The sequence below is a fragment of the Streptomyces sp. NPDC001532 genome (assembly GCF_040298625.1).
Classification (GTDB): Bacteria; Actinomycetota; Actinomycetes; order Streptomycetales; family Streptomycetaceae; genus Streptomyces.
Genome location: NZ_JBEPAL010000017.1, coordinates 125,395 through 142,568, shown reverse-complemented (window position 1 = coordinate 142,568; position 17,174 = coordinate 125,395). Strand labels below are relative to the sequence as shown.

Annotated in this window: 15 protein-coding genes and 2 pseudogenes; 10 read left to right on the top strand and 7 right to left on the bottom strand. The window is 72.8% G+C overall.

The features are described from left to right. Positions 1-92: 92 nt before the first annotated feature. From ABT232_RS18120 to ABT232_RS18110, 3 genes are all read right to left on the bottom strand, one after another. Entirely contained in the window at positions 93-2,234 is a 2,142-nt protein-coding gene (locus tag ABT232_RS18120) for a putative bifunctional diguanylate cyclase/phosphodiesterase (protein ID WP_351840930.1), read from the bottom strand. Then, a complete protein-coding gene (locus ABT232_RS18115; RefSeq protein ID WP_351840928.1) occupies positions 2,231-3,049 on the bottom strand; it encodes an SAM-dependent methyltransferase in 819 nt (272 codons plus the stop codon). The genes ABT232_RS18120 and ABT232_RS18115 overlap by 4 nt, the downstream gene beginning before the upstream one ends. A 338-nt stretch (positions 3,050-3,387) precedes the next feature. Next, positions 3,388-4,347, bottom strand: a complete 960-nt coding sequence (locus tag ABT232_RS18110) for an SCO0930 family lipoprotein (RefSeq protein WP_351840926.1) — start codon at positions 4,345-4,347, stop codon at positions 3,388-3,390. Positions 4,348-5,058: 711 nt separating this feature from the next. On the opposite strand from ABT232_RS18110, the gene ABT232_RS18105 reads away from it, so the two are divergent. Both ABT232_RS18105 and ABT232_RS18100 read left to right on the top strand, forming a co-directional pair. Continuing rightward, on the top strand, positions 5,059-5,187 hold the full coding sequence (locus tag ABT232_RS18105; protein ID WP_351840924.1) for a hypothetical protein: 129 nt from the start codon (positions 5,059-5,061) through the stop codon (positions 5,185-5,187). Between the two features lie 16 nt (positions 5,188-5,203). Then, a complete protein-coding gene (locus ABT232_RS18100) occupies positions 5,204-5,968 on the top strand; it encodes a bestrophin-like domain (RefSeq protein WP_351840922.1) in 765 nt (254 codons plus the stop codon). A gap of 61 nt (positions 5,969-6,029) precedes the next feature. Here the strand turns inward: ABT232_RS18100 and ABT232_RS18095 are convergent. Next, a pseudogene (locus ABT232_RS18095) lies at positions 6,030-6,490 on the bottom strand (hypothetical protein). A 46-nt stretch (positions 6,491-6,536) separates the two neighbouring features. Here ABT232_RS18095 and ABT232_RS18090 point away from each other — a divergent pair. Both ABT232_RS18090 and ABT232_RS18085 read left to right on the top strand, forming a co-directional pair. Beyond that, positions 6,537-7,013, top strand: coding sequence for a hypothetical protein (locus ABT232_RS18090; RefSeq protein WP_450871793.1), 477 nt, complete (start codon positions 6,537-6,539; stop codon positions 7,011-7,013). Positions 7,014-7,357: 344 nt separating this feature from the next. Then, complete coding sequence (locus ABT232_RS18085; protein WP_351840921.1) at positions 7,358-8,026, top strand: class F sortase; 669 nt, start codon at positions 7,358-7,360, stop codon at positions 8,024-8,026. 30 nt (positions 8,027-8,056) lie between these two features. Here ABT232_RS18085 and ABT232_RS18080 read toward each other — a convergent pair whose 3' ends face one another. After that, positions 8,057-8,893 (bottom strand): polysaccharide deacetylase family protein, encoded by an 837-nt coding sequence (locus ABT232_RS18080; RefSeq protein ID WP_351840919.1) that lies wholly within the window; start codon positions 8,891-8,893, stop codon positions 8,057-8,059. A gap of 776 nt (positions 8,894-9,669) precedes the next feature. On the opposite strand from ABT232_RS18080, the gene ABT232_RS18075 reads away from it, so the two are divergent. After that, positions 9,670-10,131 (top strand): universal stress protein, encoded by a 462-nt coding sequence (locus tag ABT232_RS18075; protein ID WP_351840917.1) that lies wholly within the window; start codon positions 9,670-9,672, stop codon positions 10,129-10,131. Between the two features lie 94 nt (positions 10,132-10,225). After that, positions 10,226-11,671, top strand: coding sequence for an amino acid permease (locus ABT232_RS18070; protein WP_351840915.1), 1,446 nt, complete (start codon positions 10,226-10,228; stop codon positions 11,669-11,671). A gap of 68 nt (positions 11,672-11,739) precedes the next feature. On the opposite strand, the gene ABT232_RS18065 is transcribed toward ABT232_RS18070, so the two are convergent. Further along, positions 11,740-12,903 (bottom strand): CapA family protein, encoded by a 1,164-nt coding sequence (locus ABT232_RS18065; RefSeq protein ID WP_351840913.1) that lies wholly within the window; start codon positions 12,901-12,903, stop codon positions 11,740-11,742. A 211-nt stretch (positions 12,904-13,114) separates the two neighbouring features. Here ABT232_RS18065 and ABT232_RS18060 point away from each other — a divergent pair, with 211 nt between their 5' ends. The 3 genes from ABT232_RS18060 to ABT232_RS18050 all read left to right on the top strand — a co-directional run bounded on the left by ABT232_RS18060 (position 13,115) and on the right by ABT232_RS18050 (position 15,165). Further along, complete coding sequence (locus ABT232_RS18060) at positions 13,115-13,660, top strand: sigma-70 family RNA polymerase sigma factor (protein WP_351840911.1); 546 nt, start codon at positions 13,115-13,117, stop codon at positions 13,658-13,660. Between the two features lie 143 nt (positions 13,661-13,803). Next, complete coding sequence (locus ABT232_RS18055) at positions 13,804-14,328, top strand: hypothetical protein (RefSeq protein ID WP_351840909.1); 525 nt, start codon at positions 13,804-13,806, stop codon at positions 14,326-14,328. 186 nt (positions 14,329-14,514) lie between these two features. Further along, positions 14,515-15,165, top strand: a complete 651-nt coding sequence (locus ABT232_RS18050; RefSeq protein WP_351840907.1) for a zf-HC2 domain-containing protein — start codon at positions 14,515-14,517, stop codon at positions 15,163-15,165. Positions 15,166-15,196: 31 nt separating this feature from the next. On the opposite strand, the pseudogene ABT232_RS18045 reads toward ABT232_RS18050, so the two are convergent. Then, positions 15,197-15,612, bottom strand: a pseudogene (locus tag ABT232_RS18045) (sigma-70 family RNA polymerase sigma factor). A gap of 361 nt (positions 15,613-15,973) precedes the next feature. On the opposite strand from ABT232_RS18045, the gene ABT232_RS18040 reads away from it, so the two are divergent. Beyond that, the gene (locus ABT232_RS18040) at positions 15,974-17,155 is read left to right on the top strand and encodes a PP2C family protein-serine/threonine phosphatase (RefSeq protein WP_351840906.1); all 1,182 of its coding nucleotides are present in this window, start codon (positions 15,974-15,976) and stop codon (positions 17,153-17,155) included. Positions 17,156-17,174: the final 19 nt, after the last annotated feature.

Sequence of the window (17,174 nt, the reverse complement as noted above, 5' to 3'; positions counted from 1 at the left end):
AGGGCGGCATGGCGGAGCCATGGCAACCGACGACAACGCGGCGAGGCGCGGTGCCAGACGCCGGGAGCCCGGCATGATCGGCGAGACGCCCCCTAGCCCGTCGCGTCCACCAGGGCCAGTTCGTGGAGGCGTTCCGGGGGGCCGGGGCGGGCGTAGTACCAGCCCTGGGCCGTGTCGCAGCCCAGTATGCGGAGCTGTTCGGCCTGGGCGCCGGTCTCCACGCCCTCCACGGTCACCGCGAGGTCCAGGCTGTGGGCGAGGGAGACGATGCCTTCGACGATCTTCAGATCGACGGGGTCGGCAGGGAACTGCTGCATGCTCTGGGTGAAGGAGCGGTCCAGCTTGAGGATGCTCACCGGGAGGCGGCGGAGGTTGGCGAGGTTGGAGTAGCCGGTGCCGAAGTCGTCCAGGGCGATGTCCACGCCCATCTCGGCGAGCCGGCGCAGCGGTTTCAGCAGGTCGTCGTCGGCGCCGATCAGGGCGGACTCGGTGACCTCCAGGCAGAGCGCGTCGGGGTCCACGCCCGCCGCCTCCAGGATGTCGACGGTGTCCTGGACCAGGCCGGGGTGGGTGAGCTGGCAGGGCGAGAGGTTGACGTTGATGCGCAGCGGACCGGACGTGGTGCCCGCGTACCGTTCGCGCCACTCGCGGGCCTGGCGGACCGACTGCTCCAGCACCCAGCGGCCCAGCGGCACGATCAGGCCGGTGTGCTCGGCGAGCGGGATGAACCGGTCGGGGCCGAGCACGCCGTGCTGCGGGTGCAGCCAGCGCACCAGGGCCTCCGCGCCGCGCACACTGCCGTCGCCGAGGTGGACCAGCGGCTGGTACTCGATGAAGAACTCGCCGCGCTCCAGCGCGGTCGGCAGTGCCGTGGTCAGCCCGTTGCGGGTGATGGCGCGGGCGTCGGCCTCCGCGTCGGCCAGCTCGAAGCGGTTGCCGCCGGCCGACTTCGCCCGGTACATGGTGATGTCGGCGCTGCGCAGCACCTCGGCCGCACTGCGCTCCCCCGCCGGGCCCTCGACGATGCCGATGCTGCCGCGCACGGTCAGCTCACGGCCGTCCACGCTGACCGGTGCGATCAGGGCGTTCATGATCCGGGCGGCCAGCTCGTCGACCTCGTGCTGGGTGTCGGGGCCGGTGGTCAGCGCCACGAACTCGTCGCCGCCGAGCCGGGCCACCATCTCGCCGGGCGCGGTGGCGCAGGACTGGAGCCGGTCGGCGACCTCGACGAGCAGCCGGTCGCCGGCCGCGTGGCCGAGGCTGTCGTTGATGGTCTTGAAGCCGTCGAGGTCCAGGTAGCACAGCCCGAAGCGCTGTCCGGGGCCCGCGTTGAGCGCCTTCTCCAGGCGCTCGAAGAAGAGCGTGCGGTTGGGCAGTCCGGTGAGGGCGTCGTGGGTGGCCTCGTAGCGCAGCCGCAGGTTCAGCAGCCGGCGCTCGGTGGTGTCCTCCATCAGCGCGAGCTGGTACTGCGGGTTGCCGTCGGCGTCGCGCAGCAGGGAGACGGTCAGATTGGTCCAAAGGGCCGTGCCGTCCGGCCGGTAGAAGGCCTTCTCCACGTGGTAGTGCTCGCGCTCGCCGCGCACCAGTTCCTCGTACAGCCGCCACACCTGCGGCGCGTCCTCGGCGTGGGTCCAGTCGCGGACGTTGCGGCCGCGCACGTTCTGCTCGCCGCCGCCGAACATCCGCAGCAGGGCGCCGTTGACCTCCAGGACGTTGCCGTCGAGGTCGGCGATGCCGATCCCTATGGCCGCGCCCTCGAACACCGCGCGGAACCGGGCCTCGCTGGCGTGCAGCGCCTGGGCGACGACACCCTGGGCGCGCAGCGCGGCCTGGGCGATGGACTCCTGCTCGGCCAGGGTGCGTTCGCGCAGTGCCTGGGCGAACCCGGCGGCCATGGCGTGCTGGAGGCGCGCGGAGCGGGCCCGCAGGTCCTCCTGGTCGCCGTCCTCGCCGCAGTAGAGCACGAGGTAGGCGTCCACGCAGTCCAGTGTGTGGCTGAGCGCCTCCGGGTCGGTGCAGTGCGCGGCGACCAGCGCGGCGCCCACCGCCCGGCCCTCGGCCGCGTCGAACGCCCTGGCGCGCAGCGCCTGGCTCAACCGGCGCGCGAGCGGCAGCAGTTGACGCTCGAACTCGGGCCGCGTCAGGGACGTCACGGTCACCGGGAAGACCGCCCGGCTCCAGATCGTCGCGAAGCGGCGCAGTCTGTCCTCCGGCCCGTCCGGCTCCGCGCTCACGCCGTACGCCCCACGCCCACGCCCGCGAACCCGGCGAAGGCATACGGGTCCTCGTCCTCCGGTGCGGTGTCCGGCCGCCAGTGCGGCATCGGCACCAGTCCGGGTTCCACCATGTCGTACCCCTCGAAAAACCGCGCGATCTCGTCGCGCGAACGCATGATCAGCGGGTTGCGAATGTCCTTGTATACGTCCACCGCACCCCCGGCCCGCTCCGGTGGGAGGGGGATTCCCTCGTACGAGGCATGCGTGAGCACCAGCATGCTGCCGGGCGCCAGTGCGTCGCTCAACTGCGCCACTGCCGCGTACGGGTCGTCCGCGTCCTCCACGAAGTGCAGTATGGCAACGAGGAGCAGGGCCACCGGACGGTCCAGGTCCAGCAGCCGGGCGACCTGCGGGCTGGTCAGGATGTCCTGCGGCTTGCGCAGGTCCGCGGCGACCACGTCCGCGTCCGCGTTGCCCTCGAGCACCGCCTGGCTGTGCGCGACGGCCACCGGGTCGTGGTCGACGTAGACGACGCGCGAGCCGGGAGCGGCGGCCTGGGCGACCTCGTGGACATTGCCGAACGTCGGGATGCCGGAGCCGATGTCGAGGAACTGGGTGATGCCCCGCTCCACCGCGTACCGGACCGCGCGGCGCATGAACGCGCGGTTGGCCTGCATGATTTTCGGGAGCCCCGGCATGAACTCCATCGCCCTGCGGGCCGCTTCCCGGTCGACCTCGAAGTTGTGCGAACCGCCCAGGTAGTAGTCGTAGATGCGCGAAACGCTCGGCACCGAGATGTCGATGCTTCGTGGGGCCCAGGCGGGACGCTCCATCTATCTCTCCAGGCATAGGCGATCCGGTGTTCGAGCAGAGGCTACTGATCGCCCGCCAAAGGAGCGAGCCGAAACGGAAATTGACCATCCGTTCCCGGTCACTGCCTGCGGCACGTGCCGAATGAGGCCCGCGCTGTTCCCACGGGAGGTATCGGCGGCATTCCGGAGAGTTCCGGTGCGGCGGAAGAAGGCGGGAAGAAGGGAGAGGAATGCCGAGGAGTCGCGGCGAATGACGGCAAACCGGTCCGCCCCCTGCCGCGAGGGGGCGGAAGAGGGCGGACCGGGGTCGGGCGCGCCGGTGACACCAGGGGAGGCTCACCGGAGTAGTGCTCCGAGCACTACTCCTTGTCCGGCGCGCCGACCGGCTTTCCGTCGGGCGCCACGGCGAACCAGGTGCCGCCGACGCCCTGACCGTTGGTGTCGCCCGGGGCGTTGTCACCGCTGAAGGTGTAGATCGGCCAGCAGTTGACCGTCTGCTGCCTGGCGCCGTCCGGGCGGGTGAAGCTCATCAGGCCCTTCTTCTGCACCCCCTTGGTGTCGTTCGCCTCCACCGGGGAGACGACCGGCCAGTTCTCAAGGCAGGCGCCGGTGCACGCCGAGACCGGCTTAGGCCAGGCCTCGTCCTTCATGAAGCGGTAGACCGTCATGCCGTTCTTGTCGACGACGATCTCGCCGAGCTCGGCGTCCTTGCGGGTGGACAGGCCCGGCAGGTCGGCGAGGGCCGCCTTCTTGCCGTCGGGGGCGAGCGCGTACCAGGTGCCGCCGACGCCCTGGCCCTTGGTGTCCCCGGCGTTGACGTCCTTGGCGTAGCGGTACGCCGGCCAGCCGCCGACGGTCAGCTGCTTGCTGCCGTCGGCGCGGGTGACCTCGCCGAGCAGCTTCTTGTCGATGCCCGCGCCGGCCGAGGCGTCGTCCGCGGGAACCGGCGGCCAGGCGGTGGCGCAGTCGCCCTCGCAGTTGGTCTTGGGGGGTTCGGCGGTGTCCTTGTCGAACCGGTAGAGGGTGCGGCCGTCGCCGTCGGTGAGGACACGCCCCAGCTCCGCGTTGACGGAGACGCCGAGCTTGCCGGCCGGCTGCGCCTCGGCCGCGGCGTTCTGCTGATCCGTAGTACCGGTTCCGGCGCCCGCTTCCGTGCCGTCCCCGAGGCCCGTGCCGCCGTAGCCGCCGGCCGCTGCCGTGGCGCCGACGTTCTGACTGGCCGGCTGGGACCCCGCGCCGTCCTGGCCGCACGCCGTCGTCAACGCCAGCACGACCACGGCACCCGCCGCGAGCGATGCGCTCCGCCAGGAGGTCTTCATCGTCAACTCCCCATATTCACAAGGCTGTTGCAGTTGCAGCGCCCTGCTGCGCCGCCGCTCGACAGGGGGTACGGGCGGAGGTGGGGTGAGTGTTCAACGCGGACGCGGATTTCTTTTCGGGGAGTTCCGGCGCGGGCGAGCCGGTGCCCTGCGGGTTCAAACGTGCGAGCGGCCGCTTCCCTCCTTCGGGGCATTCCCCCGGTCCCCGGGCATGTCGAGCCCCTGGAAGGCCTCATGATCTTCGGCGTGCATGGATCCGAACCGACCCATTTCTCCGCCGCCGCAAGGGTGTTGACCCTCACCGCGTTGACGTGGGCCCTCGCCGGCGCACCGGCCGGCGTCGCGGTCGCCGATGCCTGTGCCTGGGCCTCGACCGGGCCGGGAGGCACGGAGGCGGTGTCGGTCGCGGGAAGTCTCACGTGCCCGACCCCGACCCCCACCCCGACCCCCACACCCACTCCGACCCCCACACCCACCCCCACTCCCAAGCCACCGCCGCCGAAGCCGCCCCCCGCACCGACACCCAGCCCGCCGCCGAAGCCGACGCCCACCCCGGAGCCCGAGCCACCGCCTCCGCCGCCCCCACCGGCCCCGCGGCCCGTGCCGCCCCGCCCGGCACCGCCCCCGGCGCCCGCTCCCCCGCCACCGCCCGCCCCCACTCCCACCCCGAAGCCGAGGCCGGCGCCCAGCCCGCGGCCCTCCGCGACCCCGGTGAGCTACCCGGAGTACCGCACCGCACCGCACCCGCGGCCCGTCCACCACGCCCCCTCGCCGGTCACCTACGTCCTGCTCATCACCGCCCCCGCGGTGGTCGCCGTCGCCGCGCTGCGTCCGCGCTGATCCCTGGAGGAATCCGTTGCCGGAATGGCTTGTTCTCACCCTCGCGATGGGGGCCGCCTGCGTCGTGGTCGTCGTCATCACGCTTGTACGGCACCGCACCGCGAGCGACGACGAGGATCCCAGCGAGACCCCGGACGTCATCGAGTACATGACGATGTGGATCGGCGTGGTCTACGCGATCGTTCTGGGCCTGGCCATCGCGGGTGTCTGGGAGGCGCGCGGTGTCGCCCAGGACCATGTGCGCGCCGAGGCCCAGGCGCTGCACGAGATCTCGGAACGGGTGCGGGTCTACCCGCCCGACGTCCGCGACCGCATCCGGGACGATGTCAACACCTACGTCGGACATGTCGTCACCACCGAGTGGAAGGCGATGGCGGACGGCGGCCAGGTCACCGAGCGCGGCGCCGAGCTGATGGCGCGCCTCCGCGAGGACATCACCGACTACGAGCCGCGAAGCGACTTCGAGGCCCAGGCGTACCAGCCGCTCATGGACCAGGTCACCGCCGCCGACCAGGCCCGCAGCGCCCGCGCCGACTCCACCGAGCCGACCATGCCGGGTGTGGTGTGGTTCGGTCTGCTCGTCGGTGCCGCGATCACCATCGGCATGGTCTTCGCCCTGCAGATCCGGCGCACCGCGCGCGAGCTGATCCTCGCCGGGCTGTTCTCCGCGCTGATCGCCTTCCTGCTCTTCCTCATCTGGGACTTCGACGCGCCCTACAGCCGGGGCATCACGGCGACGGCGGACCCGTTCCTGGAGCTCTTCCCCGACGCCAAGGGCTGACGGCCCTTCATCGCCTTCGCCCCGGCTCCCTGGAGGAGCCGGGGCGAAGGACCGTACGCGCTCAGATCCGCTTCTCGGAGCGGCGGCGCATCCAGAACACCCCGCCGCCGACGACGGCCGCGGCGACCAGACCGCCGCCGATCGCCATGTCGGTCGGCGTGGCGCCGGCGGAGCTGCTGCCGCCGAGACCGCCGCGCACGCCGCCGAGGACGGTGAAGGCCGCCGGGCGGGTGAGGGTCCGGCCGGCGCAGTCGACGGTGATGTCGTACCTGCCGGGGCGGGCGTTCTCGTTGATCGTGGCGCTGCCCCGGGAGGTCTGGTTGGCGCCGCTGATCGGGCTGAGGGAGGTGTTGCGGAACGCGCCGGAGCTGGCGGTGCCGCCGCGGGGGCAGCCGTCGACGGTGATCGTGATCTGTCCGCCGCGGGCGATCACGCTGGGCAGAGCGACGATGTTGCTCGGGCCGTGACCGGAGTGGCCGCCGTTGCCGCCACCGTTACCGCCCGCACCGTTACCGCCACCATTGCCGCCGCCGTTGCCACCGGCGCCGTTGCCACCGTTGCCTCCTCCGTGACCTCCTCCGTCACCCCCGTTTCCGCCGTTGCCACCGGCGCCGTTACCGCCCCCGTTGCCGCCGTTGCCCCCTCCGTGACCTCCTCCGTCACCCCCGTTTCCGCCGTTGCCCCCGCCGTTCCCGCCGGCGCCGTTGCCGCCACCGTTCCCGCCGCCGTTCCCACCGGCGCCGTTACCGCCCCCGTTGCCCCCTCCGTGACCTCCTCCGTCACCCCCGTTTCCGCCGTTGCCGCCGCCATTGCCGCCGCCACCGTCGCCGCCGTTACCGCCGTTGCCGTTTCCGCCGTTTCCGCCGTTTCCGTTACCGCCGTAATCGCCGCCGCCGTCACCCCCCGAGCCGCCGCCCTGGTCCCCACCGGAATTGCTGCTGGAGACACCGCTCTGATTTCCCCCTGGGTTGTCCCAGGCCACGGCCGCCGGGGCGGCGAGGCCGAGGGCGGCGACCGCGGCGGCGGAAACCGCCAGGACACGTGAGTTGCGCATGTGATCCTCCGCGGAAGACGCCCCGGGGCCCGTCCCCGGTCGATCGGCGAGAAAGCGCCTCCCGGAAAAGACCCTCAGCGGCCGTGCGGCACGCCGCATTTCGGCGATGGTCCGTCCTGGTGAGCCAACACGCCGGACGAAAACCGCACAATCGGATATTGCCGCAGGTCACGCCCCGTCAGAAATTTCCTGGTCACGGCAACTCGGATGGCGCACCACGCCCGGCGGCGGGCCACCCGTTCGCCTCTGTCCCGTCGCCGGTTGCATGGACTCCATTTAGCGTTCTCATATGCGCGAATGGACGCGGCGACGGCCGCGTCGAGAGGGGATGGCGAATGTATGCATCAGAGCTGTCCGAGTTGGCCGAAGAGGAGGAGCGGCGGAAGAAGCGCGCCCCTTGGGGCGTGATAGCGCTTGTTCTGCTGACCGGCCTCGCGCTCATTCGCAATGGTTCGGGGGAATTCGACGTGGGCCCGCCGCAGCCCGCCTCGGCGGCGGCCGCGGACAGCGCCGTGCAGGACGCCTTCGGCCAGACGGCGCAGGCGCTGCCGTACGCCGTGCCGGACCGGGTCAGGATCCCGGCGATCCAGGTCGACGCGCCGACCATCCCGGTGGGCCTGGACGCGGACGGCTGGGTGGACGCGCCGCCGGCCGAGGACCCGAACCTGGCGGGCTGGTTCACCGGGGCGGTCTCGCCGGGCGAGAAGGGCACCGCCGTCGTCGTCGGCCATGTCGACAATCAGCAGGGGCCCGCGGTCTTCTACGGGCTCGGCGCGCTGAAGAAGGGAAATCGCGTCGAGGTGTCCCGCCTGGACGCGAAGACGGCCGTGTTCGAGATCTACGGCGTCGAGGTTTTCGAGAAGAACAATTTCCCCGGCGACCGCGTCTACGCGTCGAAAGGCGCTCCGGAACTGCGGGTCATCACCTGTGGTGGCGGATTCTCCAAGCAGAACGGCTACGACGGGAATGTCGTCGCCTTCGCCCGCCTGGTCGAGGTCCGCTGAACGGTCCCCGGCCGGGCGGGCGGCCCGCGGTCACACAGGGTGGCGGCGCGGCACGGTGACGCGGTAGCCGGCGTCCAGCAGCTGCGGCAGATAGGAGCGCAGCGCCCGCACGCTCTGCGAGCGGTCGCCCCCGGCGTCGTGCGAGAGCACCACGACACCGGGGGCGGCGCCGTCCTCCACCCGGTCGACGATGGTGCCGGTGCCGGGCTCGGTCCAGTCGAGGGTGTCGACGGTCCAGGCGAGGGGTTCCATGCCGAGCTCGGCGCCCAGCTGGAAGGCCGCCCGGTTCCAGGCGCCGTAGGGGGCGCGGAACCAGCGGGGCCGCTCGCCGTAGGTCTCCTCGACGATCTCGCTGGTGCGTTCCATCTCGGAGCGGATCCGGGACCGGCTGAGGCTGGTGAGCAGCGGGTGGGACCAGGTGTGGTTGCCCACGACGTGCCCCTCGTCCGCCATCCGCGCGAGCAGGTCCGGGTTGGCGGCGGCCATCTCACCGCAGACGAAGAACATCGCGGGGACCTCGTAGGTCCGCAGGGTGTCCAGGATGTCCGGGGTGTAGCGGGGGTCGGGGCCGTCGTCGAAGGTCAGCACCATGGTGCGGCCGAGGCCGGACACGCTGAGCAGCGGCTCGCTGCGGACCGGGGTGCGGCCGGGGGCCGCGCGTGGGGGGCCGTAGCCGGTCAGGGGCTGGAGGCGGTAGGCGGAGGGTTGCAGCGGGCGGCGCGCCGGTGTGCCCGGGGCGGGAGCGGCGGAGCGGACCGCGTCCCGGCCCGGGCCGAGGGTGAGCAGACCGGCGGTACCGGCAGCACCCACCGCGGCGGCACCGGCGAGCAACACCCGGCGCCGCGTGAGCAACTGATCCTTCTTCATGACTCATCAGTCGCCCGCTCCGCCCCCGACGCACCACAGCGGCACCGGTGCGGCGGCATGAATCCACCCGTGCGGCCCATGACGAACCGTCAGCGGATGCGGGCCGCCGTCGGAGGTGCGACGGGGGGTGCCGGCGGCCGCCGAACGGGCGGCGGGCTCGAGCGGCAGGACGCGGGCGACGGGAAGGGCCGGCGGGGCGCGGGAGGCGGGCGACGGGCACTGCCGTCGGGACGCGGGCAGCGGGCACCGGCGGCCGCACGGGCAGCGGGCACGACCGCCGAGACGCGGGCGGCGGACACGACCGCTAGGCACGACCGCCGGGACGCGGGCGGCGGACACCGGCGGCGGGACAGACCGCCGGGTCCGAGCAACGGACACGACCGCCGGGCGTCGGGCACGACCGCCGGGACGCAGCCGGCGGGAAGGGCCAGCGGGACGCGGGCAGCGGGCACATCCGTCGGCACGCGGGGGCGCGGCGCAGGCAGCGGACACCGGCGGCGGGACGCAGGCAGCGGGACGCGGGCGGCGGACACCGGCAGCGGGGCGCGGGCAGCGGGACACGGGGGGGCAGACACGGCCAGCGAGACGCGCGCCAGGCACGACCGCCGGAACACGGGCGGCGGACACGGGTGCCGGGACGCGGGCGGCGGACACGGGCGGCGGGACGCGGGCGCCGGGACGCGGGCGCCGGGACGCGGGCAGCAGGCACAGCTACTGGGACGCAGGCCGCAGGCACAGCCCCTTTGTGGACTGGCGTGTTCCGATAGCCTCGGGCCGTGACGGAACAGCACTCGTACCAGTTCGAGCGGGGCACCGACGGGCCCAAGGTGATCCTGGTCGGCGTCGACGGATCCGACTCCTCGCTGCGGGCCGCGGCCTACGCCGGTGGGCTGGCCCGGCGGCAGCGCGCGCTGCTCGCCGTGGTGTACGTGCAGCCGGTGATGGCCGGGGGCGCGGCGCTCGGGGCGCCGGTCGCGGGGACGACCGAGGAGATCGCCGAGGAGCTGGTGGCGCAGATCCGGGAGGCGGCCGAGCGGGTGAAGGGGATATTCGACGTGCGCTGGGAGTTCCACACCCTGCGCGGCGACCCCTACAACGGGCTGGTGAGGGCCGCGGACGAGCTCAAGGCCGACGCCGTGGTGGTCGGCGCCTCCGAGCAGGCCGGCCACCGGATCGTCGGCTCCGTCGCGATCCGGCTGGTGAAGGCCGGCCGGTGGCCGGTGACGGTGGTGCCGTAACCGCCGCGCTCGTGCGTGGCGCCTTTGCCCGGGCCCGCGGCTGAGACATCATGATCCGCCGTCAGCCGTTTGCCGAGCGTGAAGAGGTGGCCGTATGGCCGGGCTCCGGGCGGGTCAAGGGGTTCTCCGTCGCAAACCGATCGAGCACATCGAGGAGACGGAGGTCGTGGAGGGCACACGCCTCGACCGCTCCCTCGGTCTGGGGCAGCTGACCGCGATCGGGGTCGGCGGCATCATCGGCGCCGGCATCTTCACCCTCGCGGGCACGGTGGCCAACGGCACGGCCGGACCCGCGGTCGTGGTCTCGTTCCTCATCGCCGGTGTCGCGAGCGCCGCGGCGGCGCTGTCGTACGCCGAGTTCGCGGGCCTGATCCCGAAGGCGGGCTCCGCCTACACCTACGGGTACGCGGTGCTCGGCGAGCTGGCGGGCTGGTTCATCGGCTGGGACCTGCTGCTGGAGTACACCGCGATCGTGGCGGTGGTGGCGATCGGCATCTCCGGCTACTTCAGTTTCCTCGTCGGGGAGTTGGGCGCCGATCTGCCGGCCTGGATGCTGGGCGCGCCGGGCACCGGCGGCGGTCACCGGATCGATCTGTTCGCGGCGGTGCTGTGCCTGCTGATCGCGTATCTGCTGAATCTGGGCATCAAGAACGCGGCCCGGTTCGAGACGGTGGTCGTGATCCTGAAGGTGCTGGTGGTGCTGCTGGTCATCGGGGTCGGTGTCTTCCACATCGACACGGCCAACTACGACCCCTTCTTCCCGTACGGGGTGGGTGGCGCGTTCACCGGTGCGGCGACCGTGTTCTTCGCGGTGTTCGGCTACGACGCGATGTCGACCGCCGCCGAGGAGTCCAAGGACGCGCAGCGGCACATGCCGAAGGCGATCATCTACTCGCTGGCGATCTCGATGGTGCTGTACGTCGCGGCCTGCATGGTGCTGACCGGGATGCAGAACTACACCGAGATCGACAAGGAGAGCGGCTTCTCGACGGCGTTCAAGTCGGTGGGACTGAGCGGGCTGGCGGACGTGATCGCGGTGGGCGCGATCATCGGCATTCTGACGGTCATGTTCACGTTCATGCTGGGCGTCACGCGGGTGTGGTTCGCGATGTCCCGGGACGGACTGCTGCCCGCCTGGTTCGCCAAGACGCACCCGACCCGGCATGTGCCGACCCGGGTCACCTGGATCGTGGGGGTGGCGTCGGCCGCCATCGCCGGGTTCCTGCCGATCGGCGAGGCGGCCGAGCTGACCAACATCGGCATCCTGCTGGCGTTCGTGGTGGTGTGCGTGGCGGTGATCGTGCTGCGCTACCGGCAGCCGGAGCTGCCGCGCACCTTCCGTACGCCCTGGATGCCGTTCGTGCCGGCCGCGGGTGTGGTCTTCTCCATCTGGCTGATCACGTTCCTCCAGTGGCAGACCTGGGTGCGGTTCGCCATCTGGTTCGCGCTGGGCCTGGTGGTCTACTTCGCCTACTCGTACCGGCACTCGAAGCTGGCCGACCGGGCCGAACGACAGGGCCCGGCCCGGCGGCGGCCCTGAGCCGGCCGCGGCCCTGAGCCGGCCGCGGCCCTGAGCCGGCACGACGGCCGGGCGGCGCCCGGCGGCGGTCACTCCCCCATCATCAGCCCGTCCTCCGCCGCGCCCCGGCTCAGCACCACGTCGCGGATCCGGTCGCGCACCCCCCGCACGTCGGCGCCCTGCGCGAGGGCCTGGTTGAGGGCGACCACCCGGCCTGCGTCGACGTCGAAGAGCAGAGGGACGAACTCGGCGCGGGCCACCTCCCAGCGGCCGCCGGGACGGGCGGGCGGGCGGAAGGTGAAGCGGCCGAGCGTGGACTGGTTGGCGCGCGGGTCCTGGACGCCCGCGTTGTCGTACATCTCGCCGGCGACCTGGTCGCCCATGCCGTAGACCACCCAGGTGCCGTTGACCTTCTCGTACGCCTGCGGGACGTGGGCGTGGGTGCCGAGGATCAGGTCGATGTCGGGGCGGCCGCGGGTGGTGGAGGCGGTGAGGTTCTCGGCCAGTGAGAGCTGGCGCTGGTCGGGTTCGGCCTGCCATTCGGTGCCCCAGTGCATCGACACGACCACCACGTCGGCGCCCGCCTCCCGGGCGGCCCGCGCGTCGGCGACGATGCGGCCCTCGTCGATGAGGTCGACCGCCCAGGGCTGCCCGGCGGGCAGGGGTCGGCCGTTGGTGCCGTAGGTGTAGGCGAGGTGGGCGACCTGTGCCGTGCCGGCCCGCAGGACGGTGACGGTGCGGGCCTCGCCCTCGGTGCGGGCGGCCCCGGCGTGCCGTACGCCCGCGCGGTCGAGGGCGTCCAGGGTGCGCCGGATGCCTTCGGAGCCGTCGTCGAGGCTGTGTTCGGAGGCGGTGGAGCAGCCGTCGTAGCCGGTGGCGGCGAGGGCCTGGGCCACCTCGGGCGGCGAGGTGAGGACCGGGTGGCCGGTGTAGTCGCCGTCGGCGCCGTACACGGTCTCCATGTGGCACAGCGCGAGGTCGGCGGGGGCGACGACGGGGCCGAGGCCGGAGAGCATCGGCCGGAAGTCGTATCCGGTGCCGCCCGCGTCGAAGCGCGCCCGTTCGATGATCGAGGTGTGCGGCAGGATGTCGCCGCCGGCGACGAGGGTGAATCCGCCGGGGGCGGCGGACGGCGCGGGGTGCCCGGCCCGCGCGGCCGGTTCCTGGTGCTGGGCCTGGCAGGCGGCGCCCGCGGCGAGGAGCGCCGTCAGGGCGATGGCCACCTGCCGTCTGCGTGCGATGCGTACGATCATCAGCTTCCCCAGTGCGGTCGTATCTACCTACGAATAGGTACGAAGCTGTACACGACGGCAAACAGCCCCACGGGTCCCTTTAACCCGTCCGGTGCGCGCGGTCGGACGCGTCGGACCGTTCGTCGTACCGTTCGCCGACGCGTTCGACCGTCCGCCGCAGATCCGTGTGCGCGCCCTGTCCCGCTCCGGCGCCCTGCGATGCCATACGGCCATGACGGCCGGAACCACCCTCACCCACGGGACCACCGCCGAGCACGAGCTCGCCGCGCTCCAGCGCGAGCACGGCCGGCCCCTCTTCGCGCTGCTGCTGCGCCTGTGCGACGGCGACCGGCAGCGCGCCGAGGATCTGGTCCAGGAGACGCTGGTGCGCGCCTGGCAGCATCCCGAGGCCCTGCGCGCCGACGACTTCGACTCCGTACGGCCCTGGCTGCTGACCGTGGCCCGGCGGCTCGCCATCGACGCCCGGCGGGCCCGGCAGGCGCGGCCCGCGGAGGTCGGGGACGCGGTGCTGGAGAACGCGCGGGTGATCTCCGACCACGCCGAGCGGGCCGCGGCGATGCTCGATGTCCGCGAGGCTGTGAAGACACTCACTCCGGAGCACCGTGAAGTCCTGGTGCTCGTGTACTTCCAGGGGGCGAGTGTGGCGGAAGCCGCGCAAACGCTGGGGATCCCGCCCGGTACCGTGAAGTCCCGCGCGTACTACGCGATCCGCGCCCTGCGTCGGGTGCTTCCCGGATACGCATCCGACCTGCGGTGAAACCGACGGCCGGGTCAAGCCTCCGTAAAGCGCCTTGCTGAGGGCCTCCGTTGCGTATCGGCTGTCCTCATGCGTGTTCCGGACGGGGACAGGCCCCGAGCCCGGGGCCGGGCGACGCGCGCGACGGAGGAAGGCAGGAAGGGATGCCGCACAGAGGTCACCAGAACACGGACGGCACGGACGGCGCCGAGGACGGCGCGCCGGCCGTCCCCATGGCCTGGTTCTACGCCGAGTACATCGCCGACGAACTGCTGCGGACCGGCGATCTGATGCCGCCGACGTCGTTCGAGTTCCGCGCGGGCCGCGACGCCCTGGCGCTCACCATCTTCCTGTCCGACACCGGCGGCGAGCTGCCCGGCATCCGGGTCGTCTCCCAGCTGGAGACCTGGCTGTCGCTGACCGCCTACGACCAGCCCTGGCAGGACTGGGTGCGCGAGCGCATGGCGCAGCTCTCCGCGGCGGCGGCCGAGGCGGGCGGGCCCGCACCGGACCTGGAGCTGGCCGCGGCGGCCTGGCGCTGGCTGGAGGAGACCGAACTGCTCGCCCCGGACCTGAACGCGGTACCGGGTGGCGGTCCGGTGGTGGGCGAGGACGACGGGCCGAAGGTGTGGACACCGGCGTGGCAGCTGGGGCTGCCGCTCGGCCACCTCGCCATCCACCTCTTCTAGGGCTCTTCCGGCGCGGGCTGTTCGCCCGCGGATCCGGCCTTTTTCCGAACGGACCAATCCTCAGGCCCGGCGGCTCCGAATCCCTGGCCGCGATTGCGGTCGCGGCTTGAGTGATTCGGCCGCCGCGTGCGTACCGGTGGGTGCACGGAGTAACCCCACACCCACCCAACGGCACGAGGATGCGGCATGAGGTCCCTGGAGAGGCATCGCGACGTCGGCGCGTACACGCTCGGCGTGCTGGACGAGGCGGAGGCCTTCCGCTTCGAGGATCACCTCATGGAATGCCCGCGGTGCACGGCCCAGGTCACCGAATTCGGGCCCACGACACGGCAGTTGATGCTCTACCGGCAGGCGACGCCGCGGGTGGTGCACCCGGCGGCCCGGCCCGGACCGAGCCTGCTCGACCGGCTGCTCGGCGAGGTCACGGCACGGCACCGGGCGCGGCGGCGGCGCATGCTGTGCGCCGTGGCGGCGGCGGTGGTGCTGGCGGTCGGCGGGCCCTGGGCGGCGGTCGTGTCGGCGGGCGGGAACGGGGTGGTGCGGGTCGCGGCGACGGACGCGCGGTCCGGGGTGTGGGCGCAGGTCACCGCCGAGGACGCGGCCTCGGGCAGCCGGGTGGAGCTGAAGGTGAAGGACGCGGCGGGGCCCCGCACCTGCCGGCTGGTCGCCGTCGGCCGCGACGGCTCCGAGGAGACCCTGGCCACCTGGAGCGTCCCCCGCCACGACGCCCGCCCCAACACCGTGGAAGGGTCGGCGGCCCTGCACCCCGAGCAGATCGACCGCTACGAGGTGCGGACGGCGACCGGGGAACGTCTGGTGCGGATCGACACGTCCTGACCACGTGGGTCCCCGCCCGCGCCGCACCGCCTCAGTCCGTCACGCGCTCCCCCACCGGCGGTGTCTCCTCGCGCAGGCGGGTGCAGGTCCGGCTGAGCAGGCGGGAGACGTGCATCTGGGAGATGCCGAGGCGTTCGGCGATACGGGTCCGGGACCAGTCCTCGAACAAGCGCAGGTAGAGGATGGCCCGCTCCTGGCCGGGCAGGCGGCGTACGGCGTCCTTGACGCTCTCGCAGTGGGGATGGCGAACGGTTCGAAGGGCCCGCGCGAGGGGTCGTAGCGGCGGATCGCCTTCACCAAGCCCAGCGCGGCCACCTGCCGCAGGTCCTCGGTGCTCTCGCCCCTGTCCCTGAAGCGCCCGGCTATCCGGTACGCCATCCGCAGCCACGCGCGCAGCACCTCCTCGTGCACCCGGTCCCGCTCGGGTCCGTCCGGCAGTGCGAGCAGCCGCCGGAAGCCGGCGGCGGTGTCGGGGGCGGTGTCGGGGCGTCGGGGCGGGGGCGGTGCGGGCGGTGTGGGGCGAGGGGCGCGGGGGCGGCTCGGACGGTGGTGCCCGTGCGGGCGGTGGCTTCGGTCGGCATGGTGCTGTTCCTCGACGTCGGCTCGGTCGGATGTGCTGTCCTCCGTACTGCCCGGAGCCACCACGTCCGCATACGGGACCTTGGTCCCGAGGTCGTCGGGACCTCTCACCCGTACGGCCGTGCCGTCCGTCCCGGCGCCCCGGCCGCCGGGCGGGCCGCAGGCCACGGTGTGAGACTGCTGAGGGACGCCACCCGACCGCGCCCGCGGTCCCGACGAGGGGAGAGACGTGTCGACGGCAGAGACCGGTGACGGTCTGCTGGAGGAGTTCCTCGCCGACCCGGAGACCCCGGCGCTGGAGCTGGCGACCGCGGCGGCGCGCTGCTCGAAGGCTCTCGGACTTCAGCACTCCGTGGTCTACCTCGCCGACCTCCAGCAGCGCCAGCTCGTCCCGCTGACGGACGTGGCCTCCGCCCTGCCCATCGACGACTCGCTCGCCGGCTGGACCTACCGCACCCAGTCGCTGCGCGTGGAGGAGTCCGAGACCGGCGGGATGACGGCGTGGCTGCCGCTGTTGGACGGCGCGGAACGGCTCGGCGTCCTCGCGGTGCACCAGCCCACCCTCAGCCCGGTCTCCCTGCGCCGCAGCCGGAGCCTCGCGACCCTGCTGGCGATGATGGTCACCTCCAAACGGGCCTACAAGGACTCCTTCGTACGGCGCACCCGGACCGAACCGATGCAGCTGCCCGCCGAGATGCTGCGCGCCTTCCTGCCGCCGCGCACCATCGGCACCGCGCACGTGGTGTCCACGGCGGTCCTGGAGCCCGCCTACGAGCTGGGCGGCGACTCCTTCGACCACTCGCTCACCGAGACCACCCTGCATGCCGCCGTCCTCGACGCGATGGGCCACAACCTGGCCTCCGGGCTGACCACCGCGGTGTCGCTGGCGGCCTGCCGCAACGCCCGGCGCACCGGCGCCGACCTGCCGGAGCTGGTGAAGAGCGTCGACGACGCGCTGTCGCAGTGGCTGCCGGACCAGTTCTGCACCGGGGTGCTCACCCAGCTCGACCTGGCGAGCGGCGTGCTGCGCTGGGCGAACTGCGGGCATCCGACGCCGTTGCTGATCCGCGACCAGCGGCTGCTGGTCGACGCGATGGAGCGGGAGCCCGATCCGCCGATGGGGCTGCCTGCGCTGCTCGACGGCCGGGCGCGGCCGACCCATGAGCTCGCGCTCCAGCCGGGCGACCGGGTGCTGCTGTACACGGACGGCGTCACCGAGGCGCGCACCCGCGACGGCGAGGAGTTCGGCCTGGAGCGGTTCGCCGACTACGTCATCCGGGCCATCGCGGGCGGCGAACTGGCGCCGGAGATCCTGCGCCGCCTGATCCACTCGATCCTGGACTCCCAGCCCGGCAGGCTCCGCGACGACGCGACGATCGTGATGATCGAGTGGTGGCCCCCGACGACCTGACCGGCCCGCTCGCCCGGCC